This is a genomic window from Klebsiella sp. R390, assembly GCF_051131745.1.
In the GTDB taxonomy this organism is placed as follows: Bacteria; Pseudomonadota; Gammaproteobacteria; order Enterobacterales; family Enterobacteriaceae; genus Klebsiella.
In genome coordinates this window covers 4194313-4220943 of record NZ_CP180445.1, presented here as the reverse complement: position 1 = coordinate 4220943, position 26631 = coordinate 4194313, and the positions used below count along the sequence as shown (strand labels likewise).

The 26631-nt window shown below is 54.8% G+C and carries 25 protein-coding genes; 6 read left to right on the top strand and 19 right to left on the bottom strand.

Going from position 1 to position 26631, the window contains the following annotated elements:
* Positions 1-14: 14 nt before the first annotated feature.
* The 6 genes from nuoF to ACMYSP_RS19865 all read right to left on the bottom strand — a co-directional run bounded on the left by nuoF (position 15) and on the right by ACMYSP_RS19865 (position 6463).
* Positions 15-1352: an NADH-quinone oxidoreductase subunit NuoF gene (nuoF, locus tag ACMYSP_RS19890; RefSeq protein WP_123755230.1), complete on the bottom strand. Its 1338-nt coding sequence runs from the start codon at positions 1350-1352 to the stop codon at positions 15-17.
* Positions 1349-1849 carry an NADH-quinone oxidoreductase subunit NuoE gene (gene nuoE / locus ACMYSP_RS19885; protein ID WP_004865099.1) on the bottom strand — a complete coding sequence of 167 codons (501 nt, stop codon included), beginning with the start codon at positions 1847-1849 and terminating at the stop codon, positions 1349-1351. Before nuoE ends, nuoF begins: the two co-directional genes overlap by 4 nt.
* A 2-nt stretch (positions 1850-1851) precedes the next feature.
* On the bottom strand, positions 1852-3660 hold the full coding sequence (gene nuoC / locus ACMYSP_RS19880; RefSeq protein ID WP_434583760.1) for an NADH-quinone oxidoreductase subunit C/D: 1809 nt from the start codon (positions 3658-3660) through the stop codon (positions 1852-1854).
* Between the two features lie 89 nt (positions 3661-3749).
* Positions 3750-4424, bottom strand: coding sequence for an NADH-quinone oxidoreductase subunit NuoB (gene nuoB, locus ACMYSP_RS19875; protein WP_002913178.1), 675 nt, complete (start codon positions 4422-4424; stop codon positions 3750-3752).
* A 15-nt stretch (positions 4425-4439) separates the two neighbouring features.
* Positions 4440-4886 carry an NADH-quinone oxidoreductase subunit NuoA gene (gene nuoA / locus ACMYSP_RS19870; RefSeq protein WP_123755232.1) on the bottom strand — a complete coding sequence of 149 codons (447 nt, stop codon included), beginning with the start codon at positions 4884-4886 and terminating at the stop codon, positions 4440-4442.
* A gap of 650 nt (positions 4887-5536) precedes the next feature.
* On the bottom strand, positions 5537-6463 hold the full coding sequence (locus tag ACMYSP_RS19865) for a LysR family transcriptional regulator (RefSeq protein WP_434583757.1): 927 nt from the start codon (positions 6461-6463) through the stop codon (positions 5537-5539).
* A 916-nt stretch (positions 6464-7379) separates the two neighbouring features.
* Between ACMYSP_RS19865 and alaA the strand changes: the two genes are divergently transcribed.
* Positions 7380-8597: an alanine transaminase AlaA gene (alaA, locus tag ACMYSP_RS19860; RefSeq protein WP_434583755.1), complete on the top strand. Its 1218-nt coding sequence runs from the start codon at positions 7380-7382 to the stop codon at positions 8595-8597.
* Between the two features lie 86 nt (positions 8598-8683).
* Complete coding sequence (yfbR, locus tag ACMYSP_RS19855; RefSeq protein ID WP_123755235.1) at positions 8684-9283, top strand: 5'-deoxynucleotidase; 600 nt, start codon at positions 8684-8686, stop codon at positions 9281-9283.
* Positions 9284-9332: 49 nt separating this feature from the next.
* On the opposite strand, the gene ACMYSP_RS19850 is transcribed toward yfbR, so the two are convergent.
* The 4 genes from ACMYSP_RS19850 to yfbV all read right to left on the bottom strand — a co-directional run bounded on the left by ACMYSP_RS19850 (position 9333) and on the right by yfbV (position 12950).
* A complete protein-coding gene (locus ACMYSP_RS19850) occupies positions 9333-11165 on the bottom strand; it encodes an SLC13 family permease (protein WP_434583753.1) in 1833 nt (610 codons plus the stop codon).
* A gap of 76 nt (positions 11166-11241) precedes the next feature.
* Complete coding sequence (locus ACMYSP_RS19845; RefSeq protein WP_434583752.1) at positions 11242-11901, bottom strand: sugar phosphatase; 660 nt, start codon at positions 11899-11901, stop codon at positions 11242-11244.
* Between the two features lie 11 nt (positions 11902-11912).
* Positions 11913-12407: a YfbU family protein gene (locus ACMYSP_RS19840; protein ID WP_434583751.1), complete on the bottom strand. Its 495-nt coding sequence runs from the start codon at positions 12405-12407 to the stop codon at positions 11913-11915.
* Between the two features lie 87 nt (positions 12408-12494).
* Positions 12495-12950: a terminus macrodomain insulation protein YfbV gene (gene yfbV / locus ACMYSP_RS19835; RefSeq protein ID WP_123755238.1), complete on the bottom strand. Its 456-nt coding sequence runs from the start codon at positions 12948-12950 to the stop codon at positions 12495-12497.
* Between the two features lie 335 nt (positions 12951-13285).
* On the opposite strand from yfbV, the gene ackA reads away from it, so the two are divergent.
* Together ackA and pta are read left to right on the top strand one after the other, a co-directional pair.
* Complete coding sequence (gene ackA / locus ACMYSP_RS19830; protein WP_434583750.1) at positions 13286-14488, top strand: acetate kinase; 1203 nt, start codon at positions 13286-13288, stop codon at positions 14486-14488.
* Between the two features lie 200 nt (positions 14489-14688).
* Positions 14689-16833 (top strand): phosphate acetyltransferase, encoded by a 2145-nt coding sequence (gene pta, locus ACMYSP_RS19825; RefSeq protein WP_434583749.1) that lies wholly within the window; start codon positions 14689-14691, stop codon positions 16831-16833.
* 46 nt (positions 16834-16879) lie between these two features.
* Here pta and ACMYSP_RS19820 read toward each other — a convergent pair whose 3' ends face one another.
* The 5 genes from ACMYSP_RS19820 to ACMYSP_RS19800 all read right to left on the bottom strand — a co-directional run bounded on the left by ACMYSP_RS19820 (position 16880) and on the right by ACMYSP_RS19800 (position 20908).
* A complete protein-coding gene (locus ACMYSP_RS19820; protein ID WP_434583748.1) occupies positions 16880-17833 on the bottom strand; it encodes a transketolase family protein in 954 nt (317 codons plus the stop codon).
* A complete protein-coding gene (locus tag ACMYSP_RS19815) occupies positions 17826-18656 on the bottom strand; it encodes a transketolase (RefSeq protein ID WP_434583746.1) in 831 nt (276 codons plus the stop codon). The genes ACMYSP_RS19820 and ACMYSP_RS19815 overlap by 8 nt, the downstream gene beginning before the upstream one ends.
* A complete protein-coding gene (locus ACMYSP_RS19810; protein WP_434583745.1) occupies positions 18653-20044 on the bottom strand; it encodes a PTS ascorbate transporter subunit IIC in 1392 nt (463 codons plus the stop codon). The genes ACMYSP_RS19815 and ACMYSP_RS19810 overlap by 4 nt, the downstream gene beginning before the upstream one ends.
* A gap of 67 nt (positions 20045-20111) precedes the next feature.
* Positions 20112-20384 (bottom strand): PTS sugar transporter subunit IIB, encoded by a 273-nt coding sequence (locus ACMYSP_RS19805; RefSeq protein WP_041146575.1) that lies wholly within the window; start codon positions 20382-20384, stop codon positions 20112-20114.
* An 80-nt stretch (positions 20385-20464) separates the two neighbouring features.
* On the bottom strand, positions 20465-20908 hold the full coding sequence (locus ACMYSP_RS19800; RefSeq protein ID WP_434583744.1) for a PTS sugar transporter subunit IIA: 444 nt from the start codon (positions 20906-20908) through the stop codon (positions 20465-20467).
* A 236-nt stretch (positions 20909-21144) separates the two neighbouring features.
* Here ACMYSP_RS19800 and ACMYSP_RS19795 point away from each other — a divergent pair, with 236 nt between their 5' ends.
* On the top strand, positions 21145-22164 hold the full coding sequence (locus ACMYSP_RS19795; RefSeq protein WP_434583743.1) for a LacI family DNA-binding transcriptional regulator: 1020 nt from the start codon (positions 21145-21147) through the stop codon (positions 22162-22164).
* Between the two features lie 4 nt (positions 22165-22168).
* On the opposite strand, the gene yfcD is transcribed toward ACMYSP_RS19795, so the two are convergent.
* The 4 genes from yfcD to ACMYSP_RS19775 all read right to left on the bottom strand — a co-directional run bounded on the left by yfcD (position 22169) and on the right by ACMYSP_RS19775 (position 25549).
* Entirely contained in the window at positions 22169-22723 is a 555-nt protein-coding gene (gene yfcD, locus ACMYSP_RS19790; protein ID WP_434583742.1) for an NUDIX hydrolase YfcD, read from the bottom strand.
* Positions 22724-22780: 57 nt separating this feature from the next.
* Entirely contained in the window at positions 22781-23332 is a 552-nt protein-coding gene (gene yfcE, locus ACMYSP_RS19785; protein WP_434587192.1) for a phosphodiesterase, read from the bottom strand.
* A gap of 56 nt (positions 23333-23388) precedes the next feature.
* The gene (gene yfcF, locus ACMYSP_RS19780; RefSeq protein WP_434583741.1) at positions 23389-24033 is read right to left on the bottom strand and encodes a glutathione transferase; all 645 of its coding nucleotides are present in this window, start codon (positions 24031-24033) and stop codon (positions 23389-23391) included.
* A gap of 97 nt (positions 24034-24130) precedes the next feature.
* Positions 24131-25549, bottom strand: coding sequence for an aldehyde dehydrogenase family protein (locus ACMYSP_RS19775; protein ID WP_434583740.1), 1419 nt, complete (start codon positions 25547-25549; stop codon positions 24131-24133).
* A 103-nt stretch (positions 25550-25652) separates the two neighbouring features.
* Between ACMYSP_RS19775 and ACMYSP_RS19770 the strand changes: the two genes are divergently transcribed.
* Positions 25653-26567 (top strand): LysR family transcriptional regulator, encoded by a 915-nt coding sequence (locus ACMYSP_RS19770; protein WP_434583739.1) that lies wholly within the window; start codon positions 25653-25655, stop codon positions 26565-26567.
* Positions 26568-26631: the final 64 nt, after the last annotated feature.

The window sequence follows — 26631 nt, the reverse complement described above, 5'->3', positions numbered from 1 at the left end:
TGAGTGTGTGGGAATCACCAGCGCGTCTTAAGCAGGTTCGGCTGAATCCCGTTGATAGCATGGGTATTGCTGAACTGCTGCTTAATGCCTGCTTCGAATTCGTCGCGGAAATATTTAATGGCGCTCTGCAGCGGTTCGACCGCACCTGGCGCATGCGCACAGAAGGTTTTCCCCGGCCCCAGGAATCGACACAGTTGCTCAAGTGTCTCGATATCCCCCGGCTGGCCTTCTCCGCGTTCCAGCGCGCGCAGAATTTTCACGCTCCACGGCAGACCATCACGGCATGGCGTACACCAGCCGCAGGACTCGCGGGCGAAAAACTCTTCCAGGTTACGTACCAGCGGTACCATGCCAATCTCGTGGTCGACGGCCATCGCTAGTGCAGTACCCAAACGGCTCCCTGCTTTACCAATACTTTCGAATTCCATCGGCAGATCAAGATGCGCTTCGGTCAGGAAGTCGGTTCCCGCCCCGCCCGGCTGCCAGGCCTTAAACTTCAGGCCATCACGCATGCCGCCAGCGTAATCTTCGAGGATTTCACGCGCGGTGGTACCAAACGGCAGCTCCCATACGCCCGGATTTTTCACCCGGCCAGAGAAGCCCATCAGTTTGGTGCCAGCATCTTTGCTGGTTGAAATGTTCTGGTACCACTCCACGCCGTTGGCCAGAATCGCCGGGACGTTGCACAGGGTTTCGACGTTGTTGACGCAGGTCGGTTTGCCCCACACGCCGGAGCTCGCCGGGAAAGGCGGCTTGGAGCGCGGGTTGGCGCGACGCCCTTCGAGGGAGTTAATCAGCGCGGTCTCTTCACCGCAGATGTAGCGCCCTGCCCCGGTGTGGACAAACAGCTCGAAATCAAAACCGGTACCGAGGATATTTTTGCCAAGCAGACCGGCTTCGGTCGCTTCGGCAATGGCCCGGCGCAGGTGTTGAGCGGCTTCAATGTATTCGCCGCGCAGGAAGATGTAGCCGCGGTACGCTTTCAGCGCAAACGCGGAAATCAGCATGCCTTCCACCAGCAGGTGCGGCAGCTGCTCCATCAGCAGGCGGTCTTTATAGGTGCCCGGCTCCATCTCATCGGCGTTACACAGCAGGTAACGGATGTTCATGGATTCGTCTTTCGGCATCAGGCTCCACTTCAGACCGGTGGAAAATCCTGCGCCGCCGCGTCCTTTCAGACCGGCGTCTTTTACCTGATTGACGATCTCATCCGGCGCCAGGCCCAGCAGCGCTTTACGGGCGCCGGCATAGCCATTTTTGCTCTGATATTCATCCAGCCACACCGGCTGTTTATCATCGCGCAGGCGCCAGGTCAGCGGATGCGTTTCGGCAGTACGGATCACGGTCTTCATTTATACTGCTCCAACAGGTCAGGAATCGCCTCCGGCGTCAGATAACTGTGAGTATCCTCGTCAATCATCATCGTCGGTCCCTTGTCGCAGTTGCCCAGGCAGCAGGTCGGCAGCAGAGTGAAGCGGCCATCAAAGGTGGTTTGACCCGGTTTGATGTCGAGCTTTTTCTCGATAGCGGACTGGATCCCCTGGAAGCCGGTGATATGGCACACCACGCTGTCGCAATAGCGGATCACGTGGCGACCAACCGGTTGGCGGAAGATCTGGCTGTAGAAGGTCGCGACACCTTCAACGTCACTTGCCGGGATGCCCAGAACGTCGGCGATCGCATAGATCGCGCCATCCGGCACCCAGCCACGCTGCTTCTGAACAATCTTCAGCGCTTCAATGGACGCCGCACGCGGGTCTTCGTAGTGGTGCTTCTCGTGCTCAATGGCCTCACGCTCTGCCGCACTCAGCTCAAAAGCCTCAGTTTGTGGTTGTTGATTCTCGTGCATAATTAGCGGTCCACGTCTGACATAACAAAATCGATACTACCCAGATAGACGATCAGGTCGGATACCAGGCTGCCGCGAATAGCTGCCGGGATCTGCTGCAGGTGCGCATAGCTCGGCGTACGGATACGGGTACGATAGCTCATGGTGCTGCCGTCGCTGGTCAGGTAGTAACTGTTAATACCCTTCGTCGCTTCAATCATCTGGAAGGATTCGTTGGCCGGCATGACCGGACCCCAGGAAACCTGCAGGAAGTGCGTAATCAGGGTTTCGATATGCTGCAGCGTGCGCTCTTTCGGCGGCGGCGTCGTCAGCGGATGATCGGCTTTGAACGGGCCTTCCGGCATGTTGTCGAGACACTGCTGAAGAATACGCAGGCTCTGGCGCAGCTCTTCAACTTTCAGCATCACGCGGGTATAGCAGTCGGAAATACCGCCACCGGTCGGGACTTCAAAGTCAAAGTTTTCATAGCCAGAATATGGACGCCATTTACGCACGTCGAAGCCAATCCCCGTCGCACGCAGACCAGCACCGGTGGTACCCCACTCCAGCGCTTCTTTGGCGTTATAGGCGGCAACCCCTTTCGAACGGCCGATCAAAATGCTGTTACGCAGCGCGGCTTTCTCGTAAGAGTCCAGACGTTTTGGCATCCACTCAAGGAATTCACGCAGCAGGCGATCCCAGCCACGCGGTAGATCGTGCGCCACACCGCCGATACGGAACCACGCCGGGTGCATACGGAAGCCGGTAATGGCCTCCACCAGGTCGTAGATCTTCTGACGGTCGGTAAAGGCGAAGAACACCGGCGTCATGGCACCGACGTCCTGAATAAAGGTCGAGATGTACAGCAGATGACTGTTGATACGGAACAGTTCGGAAAGCATAACGCGAATCACGTTGACGCGATCCGGCACGGTGATCCCGGCCAGCTTCTCTACCGCCAGTACGTAAGGCATCTCGTTGACGCAGCCGCCGAGGTATTCGATACGGTCGGTATACGGAATATAGCTGTGCCAGGACTGACGTTCACCCATCTTTTCAGCACCACGGTGGTGGTAGCCGATATCCGGTACGCAGTCGACGATCTCTTCACCATCAAGCTGCAGAACGATACGGAACGCACCGTGCGCGGACGGGTGGTTCGGGCCGAGGTTAAGGAACATAAAGTCCTCGTTTTCGGTCCCGCGCTTCATGCCCCACTCTTCCGGTTTGAAGGTCAGCGCTTCCATTTCCAGATCCTGCTTGGCCTTGGTCAGCTCAAACGGGTCGAATTCGGTGGCGCGCGCCGGGTAGTCTTTACGCAGCGGATGCCCTTCCCAGGTCGGCGGCATCATGATGCGCGTCAGGTGCGGGTGGCCTTCGATATCAATGCCAAACATTTCCCAGGTCTCACGCTCATACCAGTTGGCGTTCGGGAACAGTTTGGTAAAGGTCGGCACGCGCAGATCGTTTTCGGACAATGCTACCTTGAGCATGATGTCGCGATTACGTTCAATGGAGATCAGGTGATAGAAAACGGAAAAGTCCGCGGCGGGTAACCCGTCACGGTGGGTGCGCAGACGCTCGTCCATGCCATGTAAGTCAAACAGCATGACGTAAGGCTTCGGCAATTTCTTCAGGAAATCACCCACCTCCAGCAGCTGTTCACGCTTAACCCAGACCACCGGAACGCCGGTGCGGGTTGGCTGAACGGTAAAGGCATCCGGCCCAAAACGATTGCGCAGTTCGCCGATCACCGGGTCATCGAGGTGATCGCGGGTTTGCCAGGCGGGTGCGGCATCATGCGCATGTAAATCGGTCATATTGTTCACCATTGCAAAAGGTCCGTGGTGACTGCCGGGCGGGACTTCGCGCTGTTGTAGATAGATTTGCGAAGTGTTGTTCCACCGCCCGCAGGCGCAAGTTAAATCTCGTCCGGCGTCCGCAGATTGGTCACTGCAATGCGTTCACCACGTTTACGCTCGCGTTCCGACTGCATGTTGGCGCGATACACGCCCTGATCGCCAACCACCCACGAGAGCGGACGACGTTCTTTACCAATGGACTCCTGCAGCAGCATCAGCGCCTGCATATAAGCTTCCGGACGCGGCGGACAGCCCGGGATGTAGACATCAACCGGGATAAACTTGTCCACGCCCTGGACGACAGAATAAATATCGTACATCCCGCCGGAGTTAGCACATGCGCCCATGGAGATAACCCACTTCGGCTCCAGCATCTGATCGTAAAGACGTTGAATAACCGGCGCCATTTTGGTGAAGCAGGTACCGGCAACGACCATCAGGTCAGCCTGACGCGGGGAAGCACGCAGTACCTCGGCGCCAAAACGCGCAACGTCATGCACCGCAGTGAATGACGTCACCATTTCAACGTAGCAACATGACAGGCCAAAGTTGTAAGGCCAGATTGAGTTCTTGCGGCCCCAGTTCACCATGTCGTGTAGCGCGTGTTCGAGCTTGCCCATATACACGCTTTTGTTGACTTCTTGCTCCAGGGGGTCGGTAACGATCTCCTGTTTCTGCAGGGGGTAACGGTCGTTCTCACCGTTAGGATCTATGCGGGTGAGCGTATAATCCATCTTATTGCCTCGCTTTTACTGCATATGACGGTTAGTGGGACTGTCTGTTTCTGAATTAACCAGCGTGCGACGGGAACGCGCAGGCGTCCAGTCCAGTGCGCCGATACGAACGAGGTAAACCAGACCTGCCAGTAGCACTAAAATGAAAATTGCGGCTTCCACAAAGCCGACCCAGCCGCTTTCACGGATGGATGTCGACCATGCGTAGAGATACAGGGCTTCCACGTCGAAGATAACGAAGAACATGGCAACCAGATAAAACTTCGCAGAAAGACGTAAGCGAGCCGAACCAACGGAGTCGATCCCCGATTCAAACGGCGTGTTCTTGCTCCGCGCGCGCGCGCGACCGCCGAGGTACCAGCCCCCGATCAGCATCAGGCAGCACAGGCCGATGGCAATGATGAGAAATATAGCGAATGCCCAATGATGAGCGATGACTTCAGTGGATGTTGACATACGCATTGCTTAACCAAAAAAGTGTAGCGCTTAACCCTCTGCTCTTACTGGCAGATGAACGCCACAGCGTTTCACGGGGAGGAATAAAAAAATAACCTTGCAAAAAAGCGTCCCTACTTAACGTAGAAGGCTGTATGCGGTGGCTTTTTACCCCTTTCTTTAACCTTTTGTCAACTTCAACAAAAGTTTTAACAACATTAATTTACATTAGGTTTTTTTCATTAACATTAAATGCCCTTTTATGCGAAATAACCTTGCATACAAACCGGATTTAGTGTTGTTGAATCGTGTCCGTTTCTGTTGTAAATCAAAATACCCATCTATTTTGACAGGATTCAGCCTCGATTCCTCCCCCTAAGGAGGGGTATTTTCTTGATCTGCGACACGGTTTTGTTAATTAAATCCATAAAACAGCAACAAACCTGCCGGTTTTTTAACATTAGCATGAAGTATTGAAAGTGTAGGGAAAAGTAGGGAAGTTAGTACGCCATCAAACCTAACAAGCTGATAAATATAAGAATAAAGTAACAAATCGCTGAAAACGACTGTAAAATAAGGAAAAAAAGAGCCACCGCGGTGAATTTAAACCTTAGTGGCGCTTTTTTCACACTTACAATTTGTTACCAGCTTTTTGTGATCGGAGTGACTTATTCCGTTCAGGAAACGAAGGTGCTGTCTCCCCCTTCAGGGGTAAACACCGCCTCAGATGACCAGGGATTATAATCCTGGCTCAGCGACTGGAAGATGGCCTGCGCCGATTCGCTCGCCTGCTGTGGATGACAGCTCAGCACATACTGCGTGTCTGGTAATCCCGGGAGTCCTTCGTTTTTACCCACCACACGTAGTTCAGGGCTCATCATTTCAACAGGTCGCGCCGTGACGCCCAGTCCGGCTTTCACCGCCGCTCTCACGCCCGTCAGCGTCGTGGCCGAGTGCGCCAGATGCCACGGCGTACCGGCGGCGTTCAGTGCAGCGATGATATCGGTACGGTACGGACCCGGCTCTTCGAGCAGGACCAGCGGGACCGAAGCCTCGTGAGGCAGTACATAATCCGCCGCGCAGTACCATAGCGTAGGCGAAGTGCGAAGCATCAGCGTATCGACATTGTCACTCTGGTGGGTGGTCAACGCGAGATCAATCGCGCCGCTCGCCAGCATCCCGACCACGTCCGGGTGGTTCAACACTTTGATTTCCAGCGTCAGCTTGGGGTAAAACCCGCCGATCCGGCTTAATAAGAAAGGCAAAATCGTATCTGCCGTTTCATCAGAAGCCCCAATGGTTAAGACCCCCTGCAGACCGCTGAACATCAGCGACATACAGGCTTCATCGTTGAAGCGCAGAATTTTACGTGCGTAGCCCAGCAGTTGAATGCCCTGCTCGGTCAGCAATTTATTGCGCCCGTGGCGGGCAAAGAGCTCCTTGCCGACCAGCTGTTCCAGACGCTGCATCTGTTGGCTGACGGCAGACTGGGTACGACATACTGCGGCAGCCGCAGCGGCAAAGGTACTGAGATCGGCAACGGCAACGAATGTTCTCAACAGATCAAGATCAAGATTCAGTATCGGACGATTTGCATTTATCATATTTTTCACTCACAGGTCGCGAATGCTAACCTGCCTCGTTGATGCTGTGCTCCAGGTTTCCGGCTATTCCTTGAGCCTTGTGCCAGCCATAAAATGATTGGCAACTGGAAGAACGTTATTGCATTTGAAAGTACTCGTTCGCGACAAGTGCGCGAAACCTCTGAGTAATAAATTATTCGTACCTCTACGCTTTATTGCCCTGAACAGATATCTGTGACGTTATTCAAAAAAAACATCATCAAGCGCAGTAATTTGCTCAGAGCACAAATCACCGCCTCTGGCAGCGAGCGCAAGGACAAACAAAAAGCCTGCAATAACAATATATTAATAACAACCCGAACGAATATCAGGTCCTTGTTCGATATTAACGGTCGTATCCTAACCGAAAACTGAATTATTGATAAGATCTAATCATTATTATTAAAGCCAATTTTAAATTTTTTTCAGCTCTTTAATTAAATTAACAAAAACAGAGACCTGATTTGCGTAAAAAATAAAAGTTTTTTAGTTTGTTAAATATTCTCATTAAATATTTTTAACATTAGCGCTACAGTCATCATACTTAGCGTCTGTCCCAGTAGACGTAGATGGTCCTTAAATAGTTATACGCGATTTTGCCCTCCCCGTTGCCCGCCTGGCAAAAAATAACCACCATGGCGCTATGCCACCGAATCAAACCATACAAACGTTCAAGAAAACGGCAAACCAACACAACATTTGACCATGATTTTGCCATATAAAGGCAGATTATATAAAAGACATCGCAACAAGACAGATAAATTGATTAATCCAAAAAAATCATAAAGGCAAAATCTTCTCCTGCTAACCCTTCAAAACATCGGGGATGAAGAGTACATTGTTCCGTGCTGACTTCCACGGCAGGGAGTGGCGATAACAGCTAAAAGGTCAAAGGTTCATGTCCCCTATCGAAAAATCCAGCAAGTTAGATAACGTCTGTTACGACATCCGCGGCCCGGTTCTGAAAGAGGCAAAACGCCTTGAAGAAGAAGGCAATAAAGTCCTGAAACTGAACATCGGCAACCCGGCTCCGTTCGGCTTTGACGCCCCTGACGAGATCCTTGTTGACGTTATTCGCAACCTCCCGACTGCCCAGGGCTACTGTGATTCAAAAGGCCTGTACTCTGCGCGCAAAGCCATCATGCAGCACTATCAAGCCCGCGGCATGCGCGATGTGACGGTCGAAGATATTTATATCGGCAACGGCGTCTCGGAGCTGATTGTCCAGGCCATGCAGGCGCTGCTGAACAGCGGCGATGAAATGCTGGTTCCGGCACCGGATTATCCACTGTGGACCGCCGCGGTTTCTCTCTCCAGCGGCAAAGCGGTGCACTATCTGTGCGATGAGTCCGCCGACTGGTTCCCGGATCTTGACGATATTCGCGCCAAAATCACCCCGCGTACGCGCGGCATCGTGATCATCAACCCGAATAACCCGACCGGCGCGGTCTACTCAAAAGAGCTGCTGATGGAGATCGTCGAGCTCGCCCGCGAACACAACCTGATCATTTTCGCGGATGAAATCTACGACAAAATTCTGTATGACGAAGCCCAGCACCATTCGATCGCCGCGCTGGCCCCTGACCTGCTGACCGTGACCTTTAATGGCCTGTCTAAAACCTACCGCGTGGCCGGTTTCCGCCAGGGCTGGATGGTACTGAACGGGCCGAAAAAACACGCTAAAGGCTATATTGAAGGGCTGGAGATGCTGGCATCCATGCGCCTGTGCGCCAACGTGCCGGCGCAGCATGCCATTCAAACCGCCCTCGGCGGCTATCAAAGCATCAGCGAATTTATCGTGCCTGGCGGCCGTCTGTTTGAGCAGCGCAACCGCGCCTGGGAGTTGATCAACGAGATCCCAGGCGTCTCCTGCGTCAAACCGAAAGGTGCGCTGTACATGTTCCCGAAAATAGACGCCAAACGCTTTAATATCCACGATGACCAGAAAATGGTGCTCGACTTCCTGCTGCAGGAGAAAGTTCTGCTGGTTCAGGGCACCGCCTTTAACTGGCCGTGGCCGGATCACGTGCGTATTGTGACTCTCCCGCGCGAAGACGATCTGGAAATGGCGATTTCACGCTTTGGCCGCTTCCTCTCCGGCTATCGCCAGCTCTGATACTCTGTCCCCGCCGCCGGCATTTGCATCCGGCGGCAATCCCTGCGCACAATAGCACCCGATGTTGTCACTGATTAAGGGTTCCTATGAGTCAGAGTCATTTCTTTGCCCACCTCTCCCGCCTGAAGCTAATCAACCGCTGGCCACTGATGCGTAATGTACGCACCGAAAACGTCTCCGAGCACAGTCTGCAGGTGGCGATGGTGGCACACGCGCTGGCAGCAATTAAAAACCGTAAGTTTGGCGGTCAGGTCAACGCCGAGCGAATTGCGCTGTTAGCGATGTACCATGATGCATCGGAAGTGTTAACCGGCGATCTCCCGACCCCGGTGAAATATTTCAACTCGCAGATTGCCCAGGAATATAAAGCCATCGAAAAGATCGCCCAGCAAAAGCTGATCGATATGGTTCCTGACGAACTGCGCGATATTTTTGAGCCGCTGATTGATGAACACCACTACAGCGAAGATGAGAAATCGATCGTCAAGCAGGCTGATGCACTCTGTGCTTACCTGAAATGTCTGGAGGAGCTTTCTGCCGGCAATAATGAATTTTTACTGGCGAAGGGCCGGCTTGAAAAAACGCTTGAGTCACGCCGAAGCCAGGAGATGGACTACTTTATGCAGGTGTTTGTCCCAAGCTTCCAGCTGTCGCTGGATGAAATCAGCCAGGATTCACCGCTGTGACGGTCTCCCCGGTCGGCAGGTGGCTGACCGGGGAACACCCTCCAGGGGATCAGAACGGGAACAGCACCGGGATCAGCAGCACGCACACCACCATCACCAACACCGTGAACGGCACGCCGATTTTCACGAAATCACTGAATGAGTATTTACCCGGCCCAAGCACCAGCGTGTTCACCGGCGACGAGACCGGCGTCATAAACGCTGCCGATGCCGCCATCGCTACCACCATGGCAAACGGATACGGTGACACCTCCATCGACCTCGCCGCTGCCAGCGCAATGGGCGCCATCAGTACCGCCGTGGCGGTGTTGGAGATAAACAGGCCAATCGCCGCGCACATCACAAACAGGCAGCCGAGCATCAGATAAGGCCCTTTGCTACCGGCGACATCCATCAAACCTTTCACCACCAGATCCACGCCACCGGTTTTTTGCAATGCCAGCGCAAACGGCATCATCCCGACAATCAGAATAATACTGGGCCAGTGAATTGCTTTGTACGCGCTCTCGGCGTTAATACAGCGGAATTTGCCCATCAATAAACAGGCAACGATCGCCGCGATCGGGTTGGGAATTTCGTCGGTCAGCATCAGCGCGACCATCAACACCAGGCAGAAAATCGCATGCGGTGCCTGGCTATGCGCCGGCGAGGCATCGTTAACTTCCACCGGCATATTCAATACGACAAAGTCACGACCACGTTTTGCCAACACGCCAATCTGGCGCCAGTTTCCCACCACCAGCACAATGTCGCCCAGCTGCAAAGGTTCATCAACCACCGCCCCATCAAGGGCTTTACCATCGCGCTTCAGCCCGACGATATTGAGCCCAAAACGGGTGCGAAAGCCGATTTCACGGACCGTTTTGCCAATCAGTTCCGAGTCAGGGATCAGCGAGACTTCAGCCATGCCAACATCCAGCGCCTGATCTGAAAAATACTCCCCACGTAGCACCATCGGCTCGAGCATCTGCTCACCGCAGAACTGGCGCAAATCGACATCCGACGCAGACATGTCAATCAGCAACACGTCGCGGGCGCGAAACTCAGAGACCCCGTTGACATTGACGATCACCCGGCGAAAACGCCGCCAGCGCTCCACGCCAATAACGTTGGCGCAGTACCGTTCGCGCAGCTTAAGGTCATCCAGGCGCTGGCCAATCATCGGGGAACCCGGACGAATAGCCAGACGCCGGGCCCTGCCGGTCAAACGGTACTCTTTAATTAAGTCGCGAAAAGTACTTCTCGGACGCCCGTCGCGGTTCGGTTCCCCTTCCTCGCCTCGCAGCATAAAACGGACCGCCAGCATGTAAATGACGCCCAGCACCAGCACAACCAGGCCAATTGGCGTGACGCTAAAAAAGCTGAATCCCTGCAGCCCTTCACGTAACAATTCGCTGTTGACCACCAGGTTTGGCGGGGTGGCAACCAGGGTCATCATCCCACTGATAAGGCCAGCAAAACTCAACGGCATCATCAGGCGTGATGGCGACGTATTCATGCGCATGGAAACGCTCAGCACCACCGGAATAAAGATAGCCACCACGCCGGTAGAGCTCATAAACGCCCCCAAACCGGCAACGGTCAGCATTAAGAAGACCAGCATTTTGGTTTCACTGTTGCCAGCAACCTTCACCAGCCATGACCCCATTTTGGTAGCAACCCCGGTACGTACCAGGCCATCGCCGATAATAAATAACGCCGCGATGAGAATAACGTTAGGATCGCTGAAACCCGAAAAAGCCTCGCTGAGCGTGAGCGTATCGCTGAGGACAAACGCGATAATCACTAACAACGCGATAGCATCCATGCGCACTTTTCCGGTGGCAAAGAGCACGATTGCTACGGCAAGAAGCGATAACACCCAAATCAATTCACCGTTCACAACTTATCCTTGTCAGAAGATGGAGGGGAAAGTCTGGCATAAAAAAGCCCCACCGGCGCGGGGCTACATCATGAGATTAGCGTTTAAGACTGAGATTCACCTGACCGTCCTGCTGACGCTCAACCACCAGACTTTCAAGGGAGGTCAGGACAAAATCGGCTTCGTCCAGACGCGGCGAACCGGCCGGCACATTCACCGCGACAGTCCGACACCCGGCGGCCAACCCGGAGAGCAGTCCGGCAGGGGCATCTTCCACCACCACACACTCCTGCGGTGCCAGTCCTAACAGTTCCGCCCCGAGCAGATAGGCATCGGGAGCCGGTTTTCCGTGTTTTACCCGTTCCGCAGTGACGAAGATTTTGGCTTCCGGCAGACCGCCCGCGCGATGGCGCGCATGGGCTACCGGCACCGATCCTGAGGTCACAATCGCCCACGGGATCCTCGCCTCATCGAGCGTCGTCAACAGTGCAACCGCCCCCGGCAGTGCCGTGACGCCATCGATATCCGACGCTTCCAGCGCTTCAAGCCACAGGAACTCCGCCTGTAACTCCTCTTCACTACGTCCGGGTAAGAAATGGCGTAAAGAGGTTATCGCCTGCTTGCCATGAATGAAGTTCAGGACCTCATCGTGCGGGATGTCAAAACGATCCGCCCATTTACACCACGAGCGTTCGACCACCGGTAACGAATTCACTAACGTCCCGTCAAGATCAAACAGGAAACCTTTACACTGCACGGAAACCTCCATCAGGCATTAATAATTTGATTAATCTCGTTGCTGCTTAAATGATACTGACGCGGGCAGGCGTGCCAGGTGTTGAGCATACGCTGGTACTTATCCCACATCGGCGTTTGCGAGTTGAACCCGTGGGTTCCGGCGTCGAAGTGGCTGTAGCGCCCTTCAACGTTAACGATAAAGCGGACATAGCCGAGGAAGCGCGCTTCGGTTGCCACGTCGAACCCCAGGAAAGTGACCCGGCGTTCATCAATTTCACTTGCGTCCTTCAGGTTCGCCCAGGAGACATGCAGCGCATGATACATCTCCATGATATCAATGATGGTACGGCAGGTTTCTTCCGTCAGTTGGCCAAACTCGCGGTCCAGTTCGCGCATTTGTAATCCGTATCCACGCTCAATGATAGTCTGTAGACGGCGGTAACGTTCGGCGTTGTCCGGGTCGAGCATCGTCATCATCTTGTACTGATTAGATAAAATCAGACGCTGCGCATTGGTCATTTCCATGTTTTGACTCCTGTGGCACTTTACGGCGTGAAAAAAAGAAGGCGCATTAATCATGCGCCTTCTTTTATATGCGTTTTCATGATGGAATTACAAATCATCAAGGAAAGTTTTATCTAATTGTTTGAATGCGCGCTTAAGCGTGTCAGCTAAAGCCTGATAATCGGGCTTACCGTCGACCGGCGCCAGCGCCTGCCCCGCCTCCTGCAATTTACCGCGCACTTCATAAAACCAGTTCAGCACCGTGGGAGGAAGCGGCGTGACCGAGCGTTTACCCAGCCACCATAATCCCTGCATCGGTAGGCTCAGCGCGAACAGCGCGGTGGCGACGGCCGGCCCCAGCTGACCACCGAGGGCAATTTGCCAGCACAGCGTGAAGACAGCAACCGGCGGCATAATACGGATCGCGTAGCGGGTAGCGCGAATAATACGGTTTTCAATAAACACCGGGGCGAGGCGTTTATCCAGGGGCCAGGTCTTTGCATAGTGCTGCCCATGGCGGAACAAGCCAAAAAAACTCACAGGGCGATTCTCGGGACTGGACATGGCTTACCTCAACTTTACATATAAAACTTAAAAAAATTACGTAAAACACCAACTGTGCATGACAACGTTCAAAAGATTTTGGCAAAGGGTGCGGCAATCAGGTATTCTGTGCGCACCTGAGGGGCGGTTAGACCCTTTTACCAGGTTAGTCAAATTATCGCATATTCTGCCATTGGCTGAAAATTATGCAAAATGACATAAAATCAAATGTACTGCTCCCATCTTGCCGAAAACAGAATAAGGCATGATGTTAATCATAAATGTCGTTGTCATCCTGCGCTACGCTTTGTGACACACTGACGTTTTTTTAGCCACGTATCATAAAAGGTACTTCCATGTCGAGTAAGTTAGTACTGGTTCTGAACTGCGGTAGCTCCTCACTGAAATTCGCTATCATTGATGCCGTAAACGGTGACGAATATCTTTCCGGTTTAGCCGAATGTTTCCACCTTCCTGAAGCCCGTATCAAATGGAAAATGGATGGCAGCAAACAAGAAGCTGAATTAGGCGCTGGTGCCGCTCACAGTGAAGCGCTGAACTTCATCGTTAACACTATTCTGGCACAAAAACCAGAACTGTCTGCTCAGCTGACTGCGATCGGTCACCGTATCGTCCACGGCGGTGAAAAATACACCAGCTCCGTTGTCATCGATGAAACCGTTATTCAGGGCATCAAAGACGCTGCCTCTTTCGCACCGCTGCACAACCCTGCACACCTGATCGGTATCGCGGAAGCGCTGAAATCCTTCCCGAACCTGAAAGACAAGAACGTTGCCGTGTTCGACACCGCGTTCCATCAGACCATGCCGGAAGAATCTTACCTCTATGCCCTGCCGTACAGCCTGTATAAAGAGCACGGCGTACGTCGTTACGGCGCACACGGTACCAGCCACTTCTACGTGACTCAGGAAGCAGCAAAAGTCCTGAACAAGCCGGTTGAAGAACTGAACATCATCACCTGCCATCTGGGCAACGGTGGTTCTGTTTCTGCCATCCGTAACGGTAAATGCGTAGATACTTCTATGGGTCTGACCCCGCTGGAAGGTCTGGTGATGGGTACCCGCTCTGGCGATATCGACCCGGCTATCATTTTCCATCTGCACGACACCCTGGGCATGAGCGTAGACGCGATCAACAAAATGCTGACCAAAGAGTCTGGCCTGCTGGGCCTGACCGAAGTCACCAGCGACTGCCGTTATGTTGAAGATAACTACCAGGAAAAAGCCGATGCTAAACGTGCCATGGACGTTTACTGCCATCGTCTGGCCAAATACATCGGTTCCTACACGGCACTGATGGACGGTCGTCTGGACGCTGTTGTCTTCACCGGTGGTATCGGTGAAAACGCCGCGATGGTTCGCGAACTGTCTCTGGGCAAACTGGGCGTACTGGGCTTCGAAGTTGATCATGAACGCAACCTGGCCGCTCGTTTCGGCAAGTCTGGCTTCATCAACAAAGAAGGCACCCGCCCGGCTGTCGTCATTCCGACCAACGAAGAGCTGGTCATCGCGCAAGACGCCAACCGTCTGACCGCCTGATTCCACACCGCCAGCTATAACCCTAACTAATTCGAGTTGCAGGAAGGCGACGGCGCAGAGAATCCCCAGGAGCGTACGAGTAGTACGTGACTGGGGTGAATGAGCAAAGTCAACGCACATGCAGGTTGAAGTATGACGGGAAGCTGGTGGTGTCGTTTTCTAATCCGCCTGATTCTGGCGGTAACGAAAGAGGATATATCGTGTCCCGTATCATCATGCTGATCCCTACCGGAACCAGCGTTGGCCTGACCAGCGTCAGCCTCGGTGTTATCCGTGCAATGGAACGCAAAGGCGTTCGCCTGAGCGTCTTCAAACCTATCGCCCAGCCACGCGCTGGCGGCGATGCACCAGACCAGACCACCACCATCGTCCGCGCCAACTCCAGCCTTCCGGCTGCTGAGCCGCTGAAGATGAGCCACGTCGAATCTCTGCTGTCCAGCAACCAGAAAGACGTGCTGATGGAAGAGATTATCGCTAACTACCACGCTGCCACTCAGGATGCTGAAGTGGTGCTGGTTGAAGGCCTGGTCCCGACCCGCAAACACCAGTTTGCCCAGTCTCTGAACTTCGAAATCGCGAAAACGCTGAATGCGGAAATCGTCTTCGTGATGTCTCAGGGTACGGACACTCAGGAACAGCTGAACGAGCGCATCGAACTGACGCGCAACAGCTTTGGCGGCGCGAAAAACACCAACATTACCGGTGTTATCGTCAACAAGCTGAATGCGCCGGTTGACGAACAGGGCCGTACTCGTCCTGACCTGTCAGAAATCTTCGACGACTCTTCCAAAGCGAAAGTTGTGAAGATCGATCCGGCACAGCTGCAGACTGGCAGCGCGCTGCCGATCCTCGGCGCGGTGCCGTGGAGCTTCGATCTGATCGCCACCCGTGCGATCGATATGGCTCACCACCTGAATGCCACCATCATTAACGAAGGTGACATCAACACCCGTCGCGTGAAATCCGTGACGTTCTGCGCACGCAGCATCCCGCATATGCTGGAGCACTTCCGTGCTGGCTCTCTGCTGGTGACTTCTGCTGACCGTCCTGACGTGCTGGTTGCCGCTTGCCTGGCTGCCATGAACGGCGTTGAAATCGGCGCACTGCTGCTGACCGGCGCCTACGAAATGGACGCTCGCGTGAGCAAACTGTGTGAACGTGCTTTCGCCACCGGCCTGCCGGTATTCATGGTGAACACCAACACCTGGCAGACCTCCCTGAGCCTGCAGAGCTTCAACCTTGAAGTACCGGTTGACGATCATGAGCGCATCGAGAAAGTTCAGGAATACGTTGCAAGCTACATCAACGCCGACTGGATCGAATCTCTGACCGCGACCTCTGAGCGCAGCCGTCGTCTGTCTCCGCCAGCCTTCCGTTACCAGCTTACCGAGCTGGCGCGTAAAGCAGGCAAACGCGTCGTTCTGCCGGAAGGTGATGAACCACGTACCGTTAAAGCCGCTGCCATTTGTGCAGAGCGCGGCATCGCAACCTGTGTTCTGCTGGGTAACCCGGACGAGATCAACCGCGTTGCGGTTGCGCAGGGCGTTGAGCTGGGCGCGGGCATCGAAATCGTCGATCCGGAAGTGGTACGCGAAAGCTACGTCGCTCGTCTGGTCGAACTGCGTAAGAGCAAAGGCATGACCGAAGCAGTTGCTCGTGAGCAGCTGGAAGACAACGTGGTTCTCGGCACCCTGATGCTGGAACAAGACGAAGTCGACGGCCTGGTTTCCGGGGCCGTTCATACCACGGCCAACACCATCCGTCCGCCGCTGCAGCTGATCAAAACTGCACCAGGCAGCTCGCTGGTCTCCTCCGTGTTCTTCATGCTGCTGCCTGAGCAGGTTTACGTGTATGGCGACTGCGCCATCAACCCGGATCCTACCGCTGAGCAGCTGGCTGAAATCGCTATCCAGTCCGCAGATTCTGCGATTGCATTTGGTATTGAGCCACGCGTGGCGATGCTCTCCTACTCCACCGGTAATTCTGGTGCCGGTAGCGATGTAGAAAAAGTACGTGAAGCAACGCGTCTGGCACAGGAAAAACGTCCTGACCTGATGATCGACGGCCCGCTGCAGTACGATGCGGCTGTCATGGCTGATGTTGCAAAATCCAAAGCACCGAACTCTCCGGTTGCGGGTCGTGCGACCGTGTTCATCTTCCCGGATCTGAACACCGGTAACACCACTTACAAAGCCGTACAGCGTTCTGCTGACCTGATCTCCATCGGGCCAATGCTGCAGGGTATGCGTAAGCCGGTGAACGATCTGTCCCGTGGCGCGCTGGTTGACGATATCGTCTACACCATTGCACTGACCGCGATTCAGTCGTCTCAGCAGCAAGCGTAATCTGCCTCCGGCATGAAAAAAGGCGACCTCAGGGTCGCCTTTTTATTTACAGCAGCTCTCGCGCCGCCGACACAATATCATGCGCCGTCAGGCCATACTCCTTTTGCAGGAAATCCTGCGTCCCTACCTGACCGTACCGCTCCTTCACGCCCACGCGACGCATCGGTACCGGACAAGTTTCCACCAGCACCTCGGCCACCGCGGAGCCCAGCCCGTTGTGAATACTGTGGTTTTCGCAGGTGACAATTCTCCCGGTTTTCTCGGCGTAATTTTTCACTAACATGCGGTCGATAGGCTTCAGGGTAAACATATCAATCACCGCCGCGCTGACCCCTTCCTGCTCTAGCTGCCTGGCGGCCTCCAGCGCTTCGGCCACCATAATACCGTTGGCAATCAGGGTAATATCTTCGCCTTCGCGCAGCACATTGCCCTTGCCGATAGTAAACGTTGATCCCGGGGCATAAATGCTCGGAGCCTGCTTGCGGATAGTACGTACCCAATAAAACCCCTCAAGCTTCATTAACTGATGCAGCACATCGTCGAACATCACCGCATCGGTCACCTCCAGCACCACCGAGTGCGCCAGACCGCGAACGATCCCCATATCTTCAAACGACATATGGGTGCCTCCATTATGGCAGGCCGTAACGCCGGCGTCGGAGGCGATGACCTTGACGTTATTACGCTGATAATCCAGCGACATAAACAACTGGTCGAAACAGCGGCGACTGGCAAACGCGGTAAAGGTATGAACAAACGGTTTGCGTCCGGTCAACGACAGCCCGGCAGCGGTGCCAATCACGTTGGCCTCCATAATGCCGCAGTTGATAACGTGCTGCGGGTGTTCCCGCGCGACACCGTCCATCGCCATGGAACTCATCAGGTCCGCTTCCAGAGCGATAATCGGGCTACCGGCGTCAATCTGCTGCGCGACGAATCCGGCGTAGACTTTACGCATCTCTACAGCATCTTTTTGTCCTGCAGGTGCAACCTTAATCATGTTCGGCCTCCAGCTGGCGAATGGTCTCGTTTAGCGTCTCTGTCATCTCACCCGTCAGGCGCAAATGATGGTTATTGCCCAGTTGCTCGAGATACGGCACCCCCTGGCCCTTGATGCTGTCGAGGATCACCACCCGCGGCAGCGCATCAGCCGGAGGCACCGGTTGTACCGCTGCCAGCAGGCCGGGGATGTCATCACCTTTGACGGTAACGACGTCAAAACCAAAGGCACGGAACTTATCTTCCAGATTGAAAGCTCGAATAATCTCGTCCAGCTTGCCGTCGAGCTGTAGCTTGTTCCAGTCAACAAACACGGTCAGGTTATTCAGACGATGATGGGCAATAAACTGGAATGCCTCCCAGCACTGTCCCTCATTCAGCTCACCATCGCCGACAATGCAAAATACGCGATTCGGGCGCCCCGCCAGCTTATGCGACAGCGCCATGCCACCGGCGATAGAAATCCCCTGCCCCAGCGAGCCAGTCGTGGCATCCACGCCGCGCGTTTTCAGGCGATCCGGATGGCTGGGCAGTCTCGTACCGTTCTGGTTAAGCGTGCTGAGCTCCTCCGTCGGGAAATAGCCTTTAATCGCTAACGTACTGTAGAGCGCCGGGCCAGCATGGCCTTTCGACAGTACAAAGTAATCACGCTCCGGCCAGTCCGGATCGGCGGGGTCGATTTTCATCACCGCGCCATACAGCACCGCCAGTGTTTCAACCACCGACATGCTGCCGCCGTAGTGGCCAAAGCCAAGATCGGTGAGCGATTTAAGGGTGGCGACACGAATATCGCGTGCCAGTCTGGTCACTTCTTTCACATTCATGATTTAGCTCCACTGTTTTCCTGCGCGCCGCCGCCCACAGATTTCTTTTTGGCAAAAATGTTGTACGCCACCAGCAGGGCGAACAACGCGACAACCAGACCGGTGATGGCAAACGGTGACAGATAGCGCGCCAGGTTGCCGAGCACGATGCCGACCGCGCCGAAATCAGCGTCAGAGAAGGTGGTATTGGCAAAACCAATGGCCCCCAGTACCGGCAGCAGCAGCACCGGCAGGAAGGTGATCAGCAGGCCGTTGGCAAACGCGCCGATCATCGCTCCGCGCCGCCCGCCAGTGGCGTTGCCAAACACGCCAGCGGTAGCGCCGGTAAAGAAGTGCGGCACCACGCCAGGCAGAATCAACACCCACTTGAACTGTCCGCAGAGGAACAGCCCCACCAGACCGCCGAGGAAGCTAAACAGGAAACCAATCAGCACCGCATTAGGCGCATACGGATAAACCACCGGGCAGTCCAGCGCAGGACGGGCGTTCGGCACCAGCTTTTCTGAGAAGCCGGTAAACGCCGGCACGATTTCCGCGAGGATCAGACGCACCCCTTGCAGGATGATAAACACCCCGGCAGCGAAGGTAATCGCCATGATGATGGCGTACACCAGGTAGTTCTGGCCGCCGCTGAAGGTACTTTCGACATACTCACGCCCTGCACTCACGGCCATGATCAGGTAGATAATCATCATGGTCAGAGAGATCGAGATTGAACTGTCGCGCAGGAAGCTTAAATTCTTCGGCAGGTTCATCTCTTCAGTGGAGCGGGAGCCCTTACCGCAGACGCTACCAATCCAGCCCGACAGCACATAGCCCAGGGTGCCAAAGTGGCCGAAGGCAATATCATCAGTGCCGGTAATACGCTTCATATAGCGCTGCGCCAGCGCCGGGAAAAACGCCATCACCAGCCCGAGGATCAACGATCCGGTAAACACCAGGCCGACACCTTCGAAGCCTGCCACGGTGAGAATCACGCCGATCATACAGGCCATATAGAAGGTATGATGCCCGGTCAGGAAGATATACTTCAGGCGCGTAAAGCGGGCGACAATAATATTGGCGACCATGCCAAAAGCCATGATCAGTGCGGTCGAGGCACCGTATTTTTCAAGCGCGATAGAAACTATCGCTTCATTATTTGGAATAATCCCCTGGATATTAAAGGCATGTTCAAACATGCCGCCAAGTGGATTGAGCGAGCCCACTAATACCGTCGCCCCGCCGCCCAAAACAATAAACCCCAGTATTGTTTTAATGGTTCCTTTGACGACATCAGAGAATGATTTCTTTTGTGCGACCAGGCCAATCAGGGCAATTAACCCCACCAGCACCGAAGGCACTTTCAAAATATCAACAACGAAATTCAGCGTTTCAAGAATAAACATATCCGCCTCGCTATATACCCGTCATTCGGCAAGTTGCAGCAACTCAAATGAATGAGGGTAAAAATAGTTATTGTTTGGCGAACCACGCGCGCAGCTGCGCTTCGAGTTCATTGATGTCGATGATATTGGTTATCACCACCAGCTGGCTTTCCGGCACGCTGGCGCTGGCGGCGATGTCTTTGGCCATCACAAATAAATCTGCCGCACCCGGCGTTGCCGATGAGAGATCCGAGTGCTCCACCTCGGCCTCTATTTCGAGTTTTTTAAGCACTTTTTTAATATTCATCTCAACCATAAAACTACTGCCCAGGCCAGAACCGCAAATTGCCATAATTTTCATTGTTAGCACCTTTTTTTGGGTAGAGTACGTCCGCATCACGCTGGCGCGTAATGTGTTAGCAGTCGGATAATAAAATGCAGTCAGAAGCGCGCGATGATGGTTTTAATCTCCTCCAGAGTCTTCGCTTGATGTAATTGTTGCATATCGTGGTCACTGGAAAATAATTCAGCTAGCGCCGAGATCATCTCGATATGGCTATGCTTATCGGGAGCCGCCAGCATAATAATAATATCGACCGGGTCGAATTCGTCTGAACCAAACGACACCCCGTGTTCCAGTTTCAACAATGATAAACCTAACCCTCTTGCTCCCTCTTCCGGCCGCGCATGCGGCATCGCCAGTCCGGGCGCCAGCACGTAATACGGCCCCAGCTTGTCGTGCTGTTGCATTATCGCGGTGACGTACTCGGGCACAATAACGCCCGCGTCAAGTAGCGGTCTGGCGCAAATTTCAAGCGCCTGTGGCCACTCGTCTACACGCTGCTGAAGCGTAATGGTGGAATCAAAGAGCCATGTGCTGAGCATTTTATCTCCCGTCTTTTCGCAAAAGATGTGCAAACTTTATTCAAGCGCTCAACGGTTAGCTGCGACAAAGATCACAAAGATAGCGCTACCAACAGATAACATTCAAATTTGTGATAGCGCTATCAATTCGTCATCATCAGATGAAAACGCAGCAAAAGTACGGATTTAAGGCGTATACTTCCTGAGACCTAAAACGATAGATATCAATAAAAAGCGACTGTTCAGCAGGAATGTGTATGTCTCTAACCCGAAAACGGCGTAGTACCGGTAAAGTGACGATCGCCGATGTTGCTCAGCTTGCTGGCGTGGGCACGATGACCGTCTCGCGAGCGCTACGCACGCCGGAGCAGGTTTCTGATAAGCTTCGTGAGAAAATCGACGCTGCGGTACAGGAACTGGGATATATGCCCAATCTGGCCGCCAGCGCACTGGCATCCGCCTCATCAAAAACCATCGCGATGGTGGTACCTAATCTTGCCGAAGCGGGCTGTTCCGCAATGTTTGCCGGGCTTCAGCAGATGTTGCAACCCGCGGGTTATCAAATCATGCTTGCGGAGTCTCAGCATCGTGTTGAGCAGGAAGAGAAGCTGCTGGAAACCTTGCTGGCCTCTAACATTGCGGCCGCCATTCTCCTGAGCGTTGAACATAGCGATACCGTACGCCAGTGGCTCAACAACGCCTCGATACCGGTTATGGAGATGGGCGCAATGCGCGCCGATCCGATCGATATGAATATCGGCATTGATAACGCGGCCGCGATGTTCGAATTAACCGAGATGCTGATCCTGCGTGGCTATCAGAATATCGGCCTGCTGTGCGCCAATCAGGAACAGTGGATTTTTCAGCAGCACCTGCAGGGATGGTACAAAGCGATGCTGCGCCACCACATGTCACCGAATCGGGTGATTAATGCGGCGCTTCCCCCGAGCTTTTCTACCGGGGCGTCGCAGCTGCCTGAGTTTTTGCTGGCATGGCCGGAGCTGGATGCGTTGGTCTGCGTTTCTGATGAACTGGCATGCGGCGCGCTGTATGAATGCCAGCGGCGACGTATCAAAGTTCCTGACGATTTAGCGGTTGTCGGTTTTGGCGATAGCGACGTCAGCCGGGTGTGCCAGCCGCCGCTCACCACAATGGCCGTACCGCATCACAAGATAGGTATTGAAGCAGGACGCGCGCTGCTGGAGCGCCTGAATGAAGGCAACTGGAGCGGTAGAAAACCTATCGTCTCCAGTTTATGCCTGCGTGATAGCTGTTAGGCCGTTACTCGGCCTCTTCCGGCTTTTCTGATTTTGCTGATTCATTGCTGGCGTTGCGGGTCATCCACAGCGCCAGCGCTTTTAACGAATCCGGGGTGAATTCGTCGCAGCGGGCGGTGATCTCTTCAGGCGTCAACCAGCACACTTCGCTGACTTCCTCTTCCTGCAGGGCGAACGGGCCGTGTGACACGCAGCTGAACAAGCTTCCCCAGACGCGACAGTGCTTATCTTCGTAATAGAACTGACCATGATCGGCAAAAGGAACGCCGGCAATGCCCAGCTCCTCTTCCGCTTCGCGGCGGGCTGACTCGAGCAGTTGCTCATCGGCCTGGACCACACCACCGGCGGTGGCATCCAGCATCCCCGGCTGGAAATCTTTGGTCTCGGTGCGGCGCTGCACCAGAATTTTGCCCATTCCGTCATGAACCACAATATAGGTCGCACGATGACGCAGACACTGCGCGCGCATTTGCTCGCGGCTGGATTGCGCTATCACCTCATTGTTTTCATTAACAATATCTACCCATTCTGTGCTTGCCAAATCGTTCTGTTCCGCCATCAGGAAACCTTACTTATGAAAGCGCTCTCGCGGCGCGTCTTTACGGTTGGGGGTAAATTACGGGTTAATTGCAACCTCTGCAATAACCTGATGATCATCGAGTGCTAAAACCTGCAGTTTATCCCCATCGAGGAGACCGTAGCTGGCGGAGAATCCCCCTTTGGGGATGCTGACCGAGCCGGGATTGAAGAGAAAAACATCGCCGCGCTTCTCGGCTACCGGAATATGAGTATGACCATAAACCAGGACATCGCCAACGGCGAGCGGGGGCATTTTTTCGGGGCTGTACAGATGCCCGTGGGTCAGAAATAGCCGGTTGCGTTCACCCAACACCTGCTGCCACGGGGCGGTTATCGGGAACTCCAGCAGCATTTGATCGACTTCACTGTCGCAGTTACCGCGCACGGCGATCACCCGCGAAGCCACGCTGTTGAGTTTTATGGCGACCTCCGCAGGCGCATAGCCTGCGGGGAGCGCATTACGCGGCCCATGATTGAGCACATCGCCAAGCACGATCAGCCACTGCGCCCCACTTTGCGCGAACAGTTCCAGAACGCGTTCGGTAGCGGGCAGAGAACCATGAATATCCGAGGCAAACATCAGCTTCATTTCTTCCATCTCCACGCATTTTGATGCGCCTATGATAACGGAAGCGTCGTCGCTAATCAGCCGGCACGTTTAGCTGACAGTGCGACATAACGTTGTACCGACGCGCGCTGCCACTGAAACGTGGCGTAGTCCACCAGCGACTCCGGGACCTCATCGCCATTGAGCACCAGCCGGTTGAGCATTAACGCAAGGTCCGTATCGGCAAGCGACCACTCGCCGAACAGGTTATTGCCGCCGTGGGACAGCAGCGCACCGGCGGCTTCAAACAGGCGGGAGGCGCATTTAAGCCCGGCTTCGCTAAGCGGCGGCCGCCGTTCGCCGCCGAAGACAACTGCCGTCGAGCGCTCTTCACGGATCGGCATCAGGTCGCTGCGCAGCCAGGCCTGAACCTGACGCGCCCGGGCGCGCTTTTGCAGGTCGTGGGGATACAACCGCTCCCACTCCGGCGGAGCAAAACGTTCGTCGAGATATTCGGTAATGGCGGAAGATTCACTGAGGTAGAAATTGTCGACTTCCAGCAGCGGCACGCGACGTGTCGCGCTGTAGCCTTGCCAGCCCGGCTGATGGTTCTCTCCCTTTTCAAGGTCAACGGTTTTGAGGGTAAACGGCAGGCTTTTTTCCTGCAGAGCAACATAAACGGACATCACATACGGCGAGAAAAACTGGGAATCGGACCACAGGGTAATGACGGGCTGGCTCATGACATCCTCTACAAATTATGGGGCGATAAGCCAACATATCCTGTCTTTTGAAGGATGTCACTTACCGCACCATGAGGATTTTACATCACCTGAACCGTTAGCCAATTAGCACGGTTTTTGGCTCCAGATAGGCCTGCATTCCCCATTTCCCCATCTCGCGCCCGAGACCGGATTGCTTAAATCCGCCGAAGGGGGCCTGTGGTTCATGATCGAGTGTATTCACCAGCACTCGTCCAGACTCGATCGCCAGCGCCACCTCCTGACCACGTTGCCGATCGCCGCTTAACACCAGGGCGCTCAGGCCATAGGTGGTATCGTTGGCCAGGGCAATGGCCTCGGCCTGATCCTGATACGGGATCAGCACCAGCACCGGGCCAAAAATTTCTTCCCGCGCAATCCGCATCTGGTTGTGCACATCGCTGAATACGGTTGGCTTGACGCACCAGCCCTTGTCCATTCCCTGCGGCCGGCCTTCGCCGCCGACTAATACTCGTGCGCCTTCCTGCTGCCCCAGACGGATATACTCCTGCACCCGTTGCCACTGCTTCCTGCTGACCATCGGGCCTATCGTGGTTTGCAGATCGCGCGGGTCGCCGGAGATATACGCCTTCATACCCTCCACGATGGCCTGTTCAAACTCCGCCAGCCGCTGTTCAGGGACCAGAATACGCGTCCCGGCAATGCACGCCTGGCCGCTGTTCATAAACCCGGCCGCCAGCGCCAGAGGCACCGCCTGCTGCACATCGGCATCATCCAGGATCAACGTGGGCGATTTACCGCCGAGCTCCAGCGTCACGCGTTTCAGCGTTTGCGCGCCGCTGGCGATAATATGTTTACCGACGGCGGTGGAACCGGTGAAAGAGATCTTCGCAATATCGGGGTGATGGTTAATGATATCGCCGACCACCTCACCGCGGCCGGTGACGATATTCACGACGCCAGCGGGGATCTGGGCCGCATGCAGCGCTTCGGTAACGATTTGCGTTTGCCACGCGCTCATCTCACTGGGCTTAATCACCGCGGTACAACCGGCGGCCATCGCGGTCGCCAGCTTGTTACAGATAAACCCCGCATCACTGTTCCACGGAGTAATCAACCCCGCTACGCCTACCGGGGTCATCACGACCTGAGCACGTCCCACCTGCTCAACAAATTCAAAGTTTGTCAGAGTCTCCATCGCCAGCTTGATGGTTTGCGCCGGCCACTCCGCCATCCATTGTGCCCGCGACGCGGGTGCGCCGTATTCCGTAACAATCGCATCCAGTAAATCTGCTTCTCTCGCCCGAACCGCCTGATACATCCGCTCCAGAACCGCCAGACGCTGCTGTATTGTGGTCTTCGACCATGCGGGGAACGCCGCTTTTGCCGCGGCGATAGCCCGGCGCGCGTCTTCTTCATCCGCCAGACGTACCTGGCCAATCACCGCCTCCGTTGCGGGGTTGAATAGCGCAAAGGTTTCGCTACCGTGCGGAGTAACAAATTCACCGTTGATATAAATATTGTCAATGTGCAGCATGATGGTCGTCCTCAGGGAGTGTATGTCAGGCAGTATAGAGCCGGGGCATTAGCCCGATAAGAGGGTATAATCAGCACAACCTGTCACGAAAATCGGGATAATCATGCATCGTAGCGGCCTGACTGAACTGGAAATCCTCCTTGCCGTCGCCCACCGACGTAGCTTTCGCGCTGCCGCCAGAGAGCTCGGTATGTCGGCCACCGCCATCAGCAACGCCGTCGCCGGTCTGGAGGCGCGGCTCAACGTCCGCCTGTTTAACCGTACCACCCGCAGCGTCGCCCTGACCGACGCCGGGCAACGCTATGTCGAACGGGTCGCCCCGGCGCTGGCGGAGATCCAACGAGCCTCGGAGGAGATAGCTACCCAGGCGGAAATGCCCAGCGGGACATTGCGCATCAATGCGCCACGTGAAAGCAGCGTGCTGCTGTTTGATATCTTCGATGCGTTTCTTAAACGCTATCCGCAAATGCGCCTGGACATCACCACCGAGTCGCGGCTGATTGATATTGTCGCCGAAGGCTATGACGCCGGGATCCGCCTCGCGGAGTCCCTGCCGCAGGATATGATTGCCGTTCCTCTCACCCCCGACGTGCGCATGCTGATCGTCGGGACGCCAGACTATTTTGCCCATCATGGCACCCCACAAAGCCCGGAAGATCTGCAGTATCATCAGGGCATCGGGATGCGAATGTCCCACGGCGGACTGTACCACTGGGAGCTGGAACGGCATCAGCAAAAGGTGACGGTGAACGTGCCGCCACGGATTATCCTCAGCGAAATGCGCGCCATCCACTGCGCGGCCCGCGCGGGCATTGGTCTGGCATTTATCTCTGACTGGTTTATTCAGGAGGATTTGGCCAGCGGCAGGCTTGTCAGCGCCATGGAAGAGTGGTGTCCGTCGTTTGGTGGGCTGCGCCTCTATTATCCCGGACGACGCCACGTCCCGCCGGGGCTGAAGGCGTTTATCGCCCTGGTGCGCGAGATGCGGGAACGCCCCGGCGCCACGCGCACTATTTAATCTTAGCCGCTCCCGGATGTCGGCAGGTCGCCTATACTCGAAAAGCTTGCGACCACGACGGCGG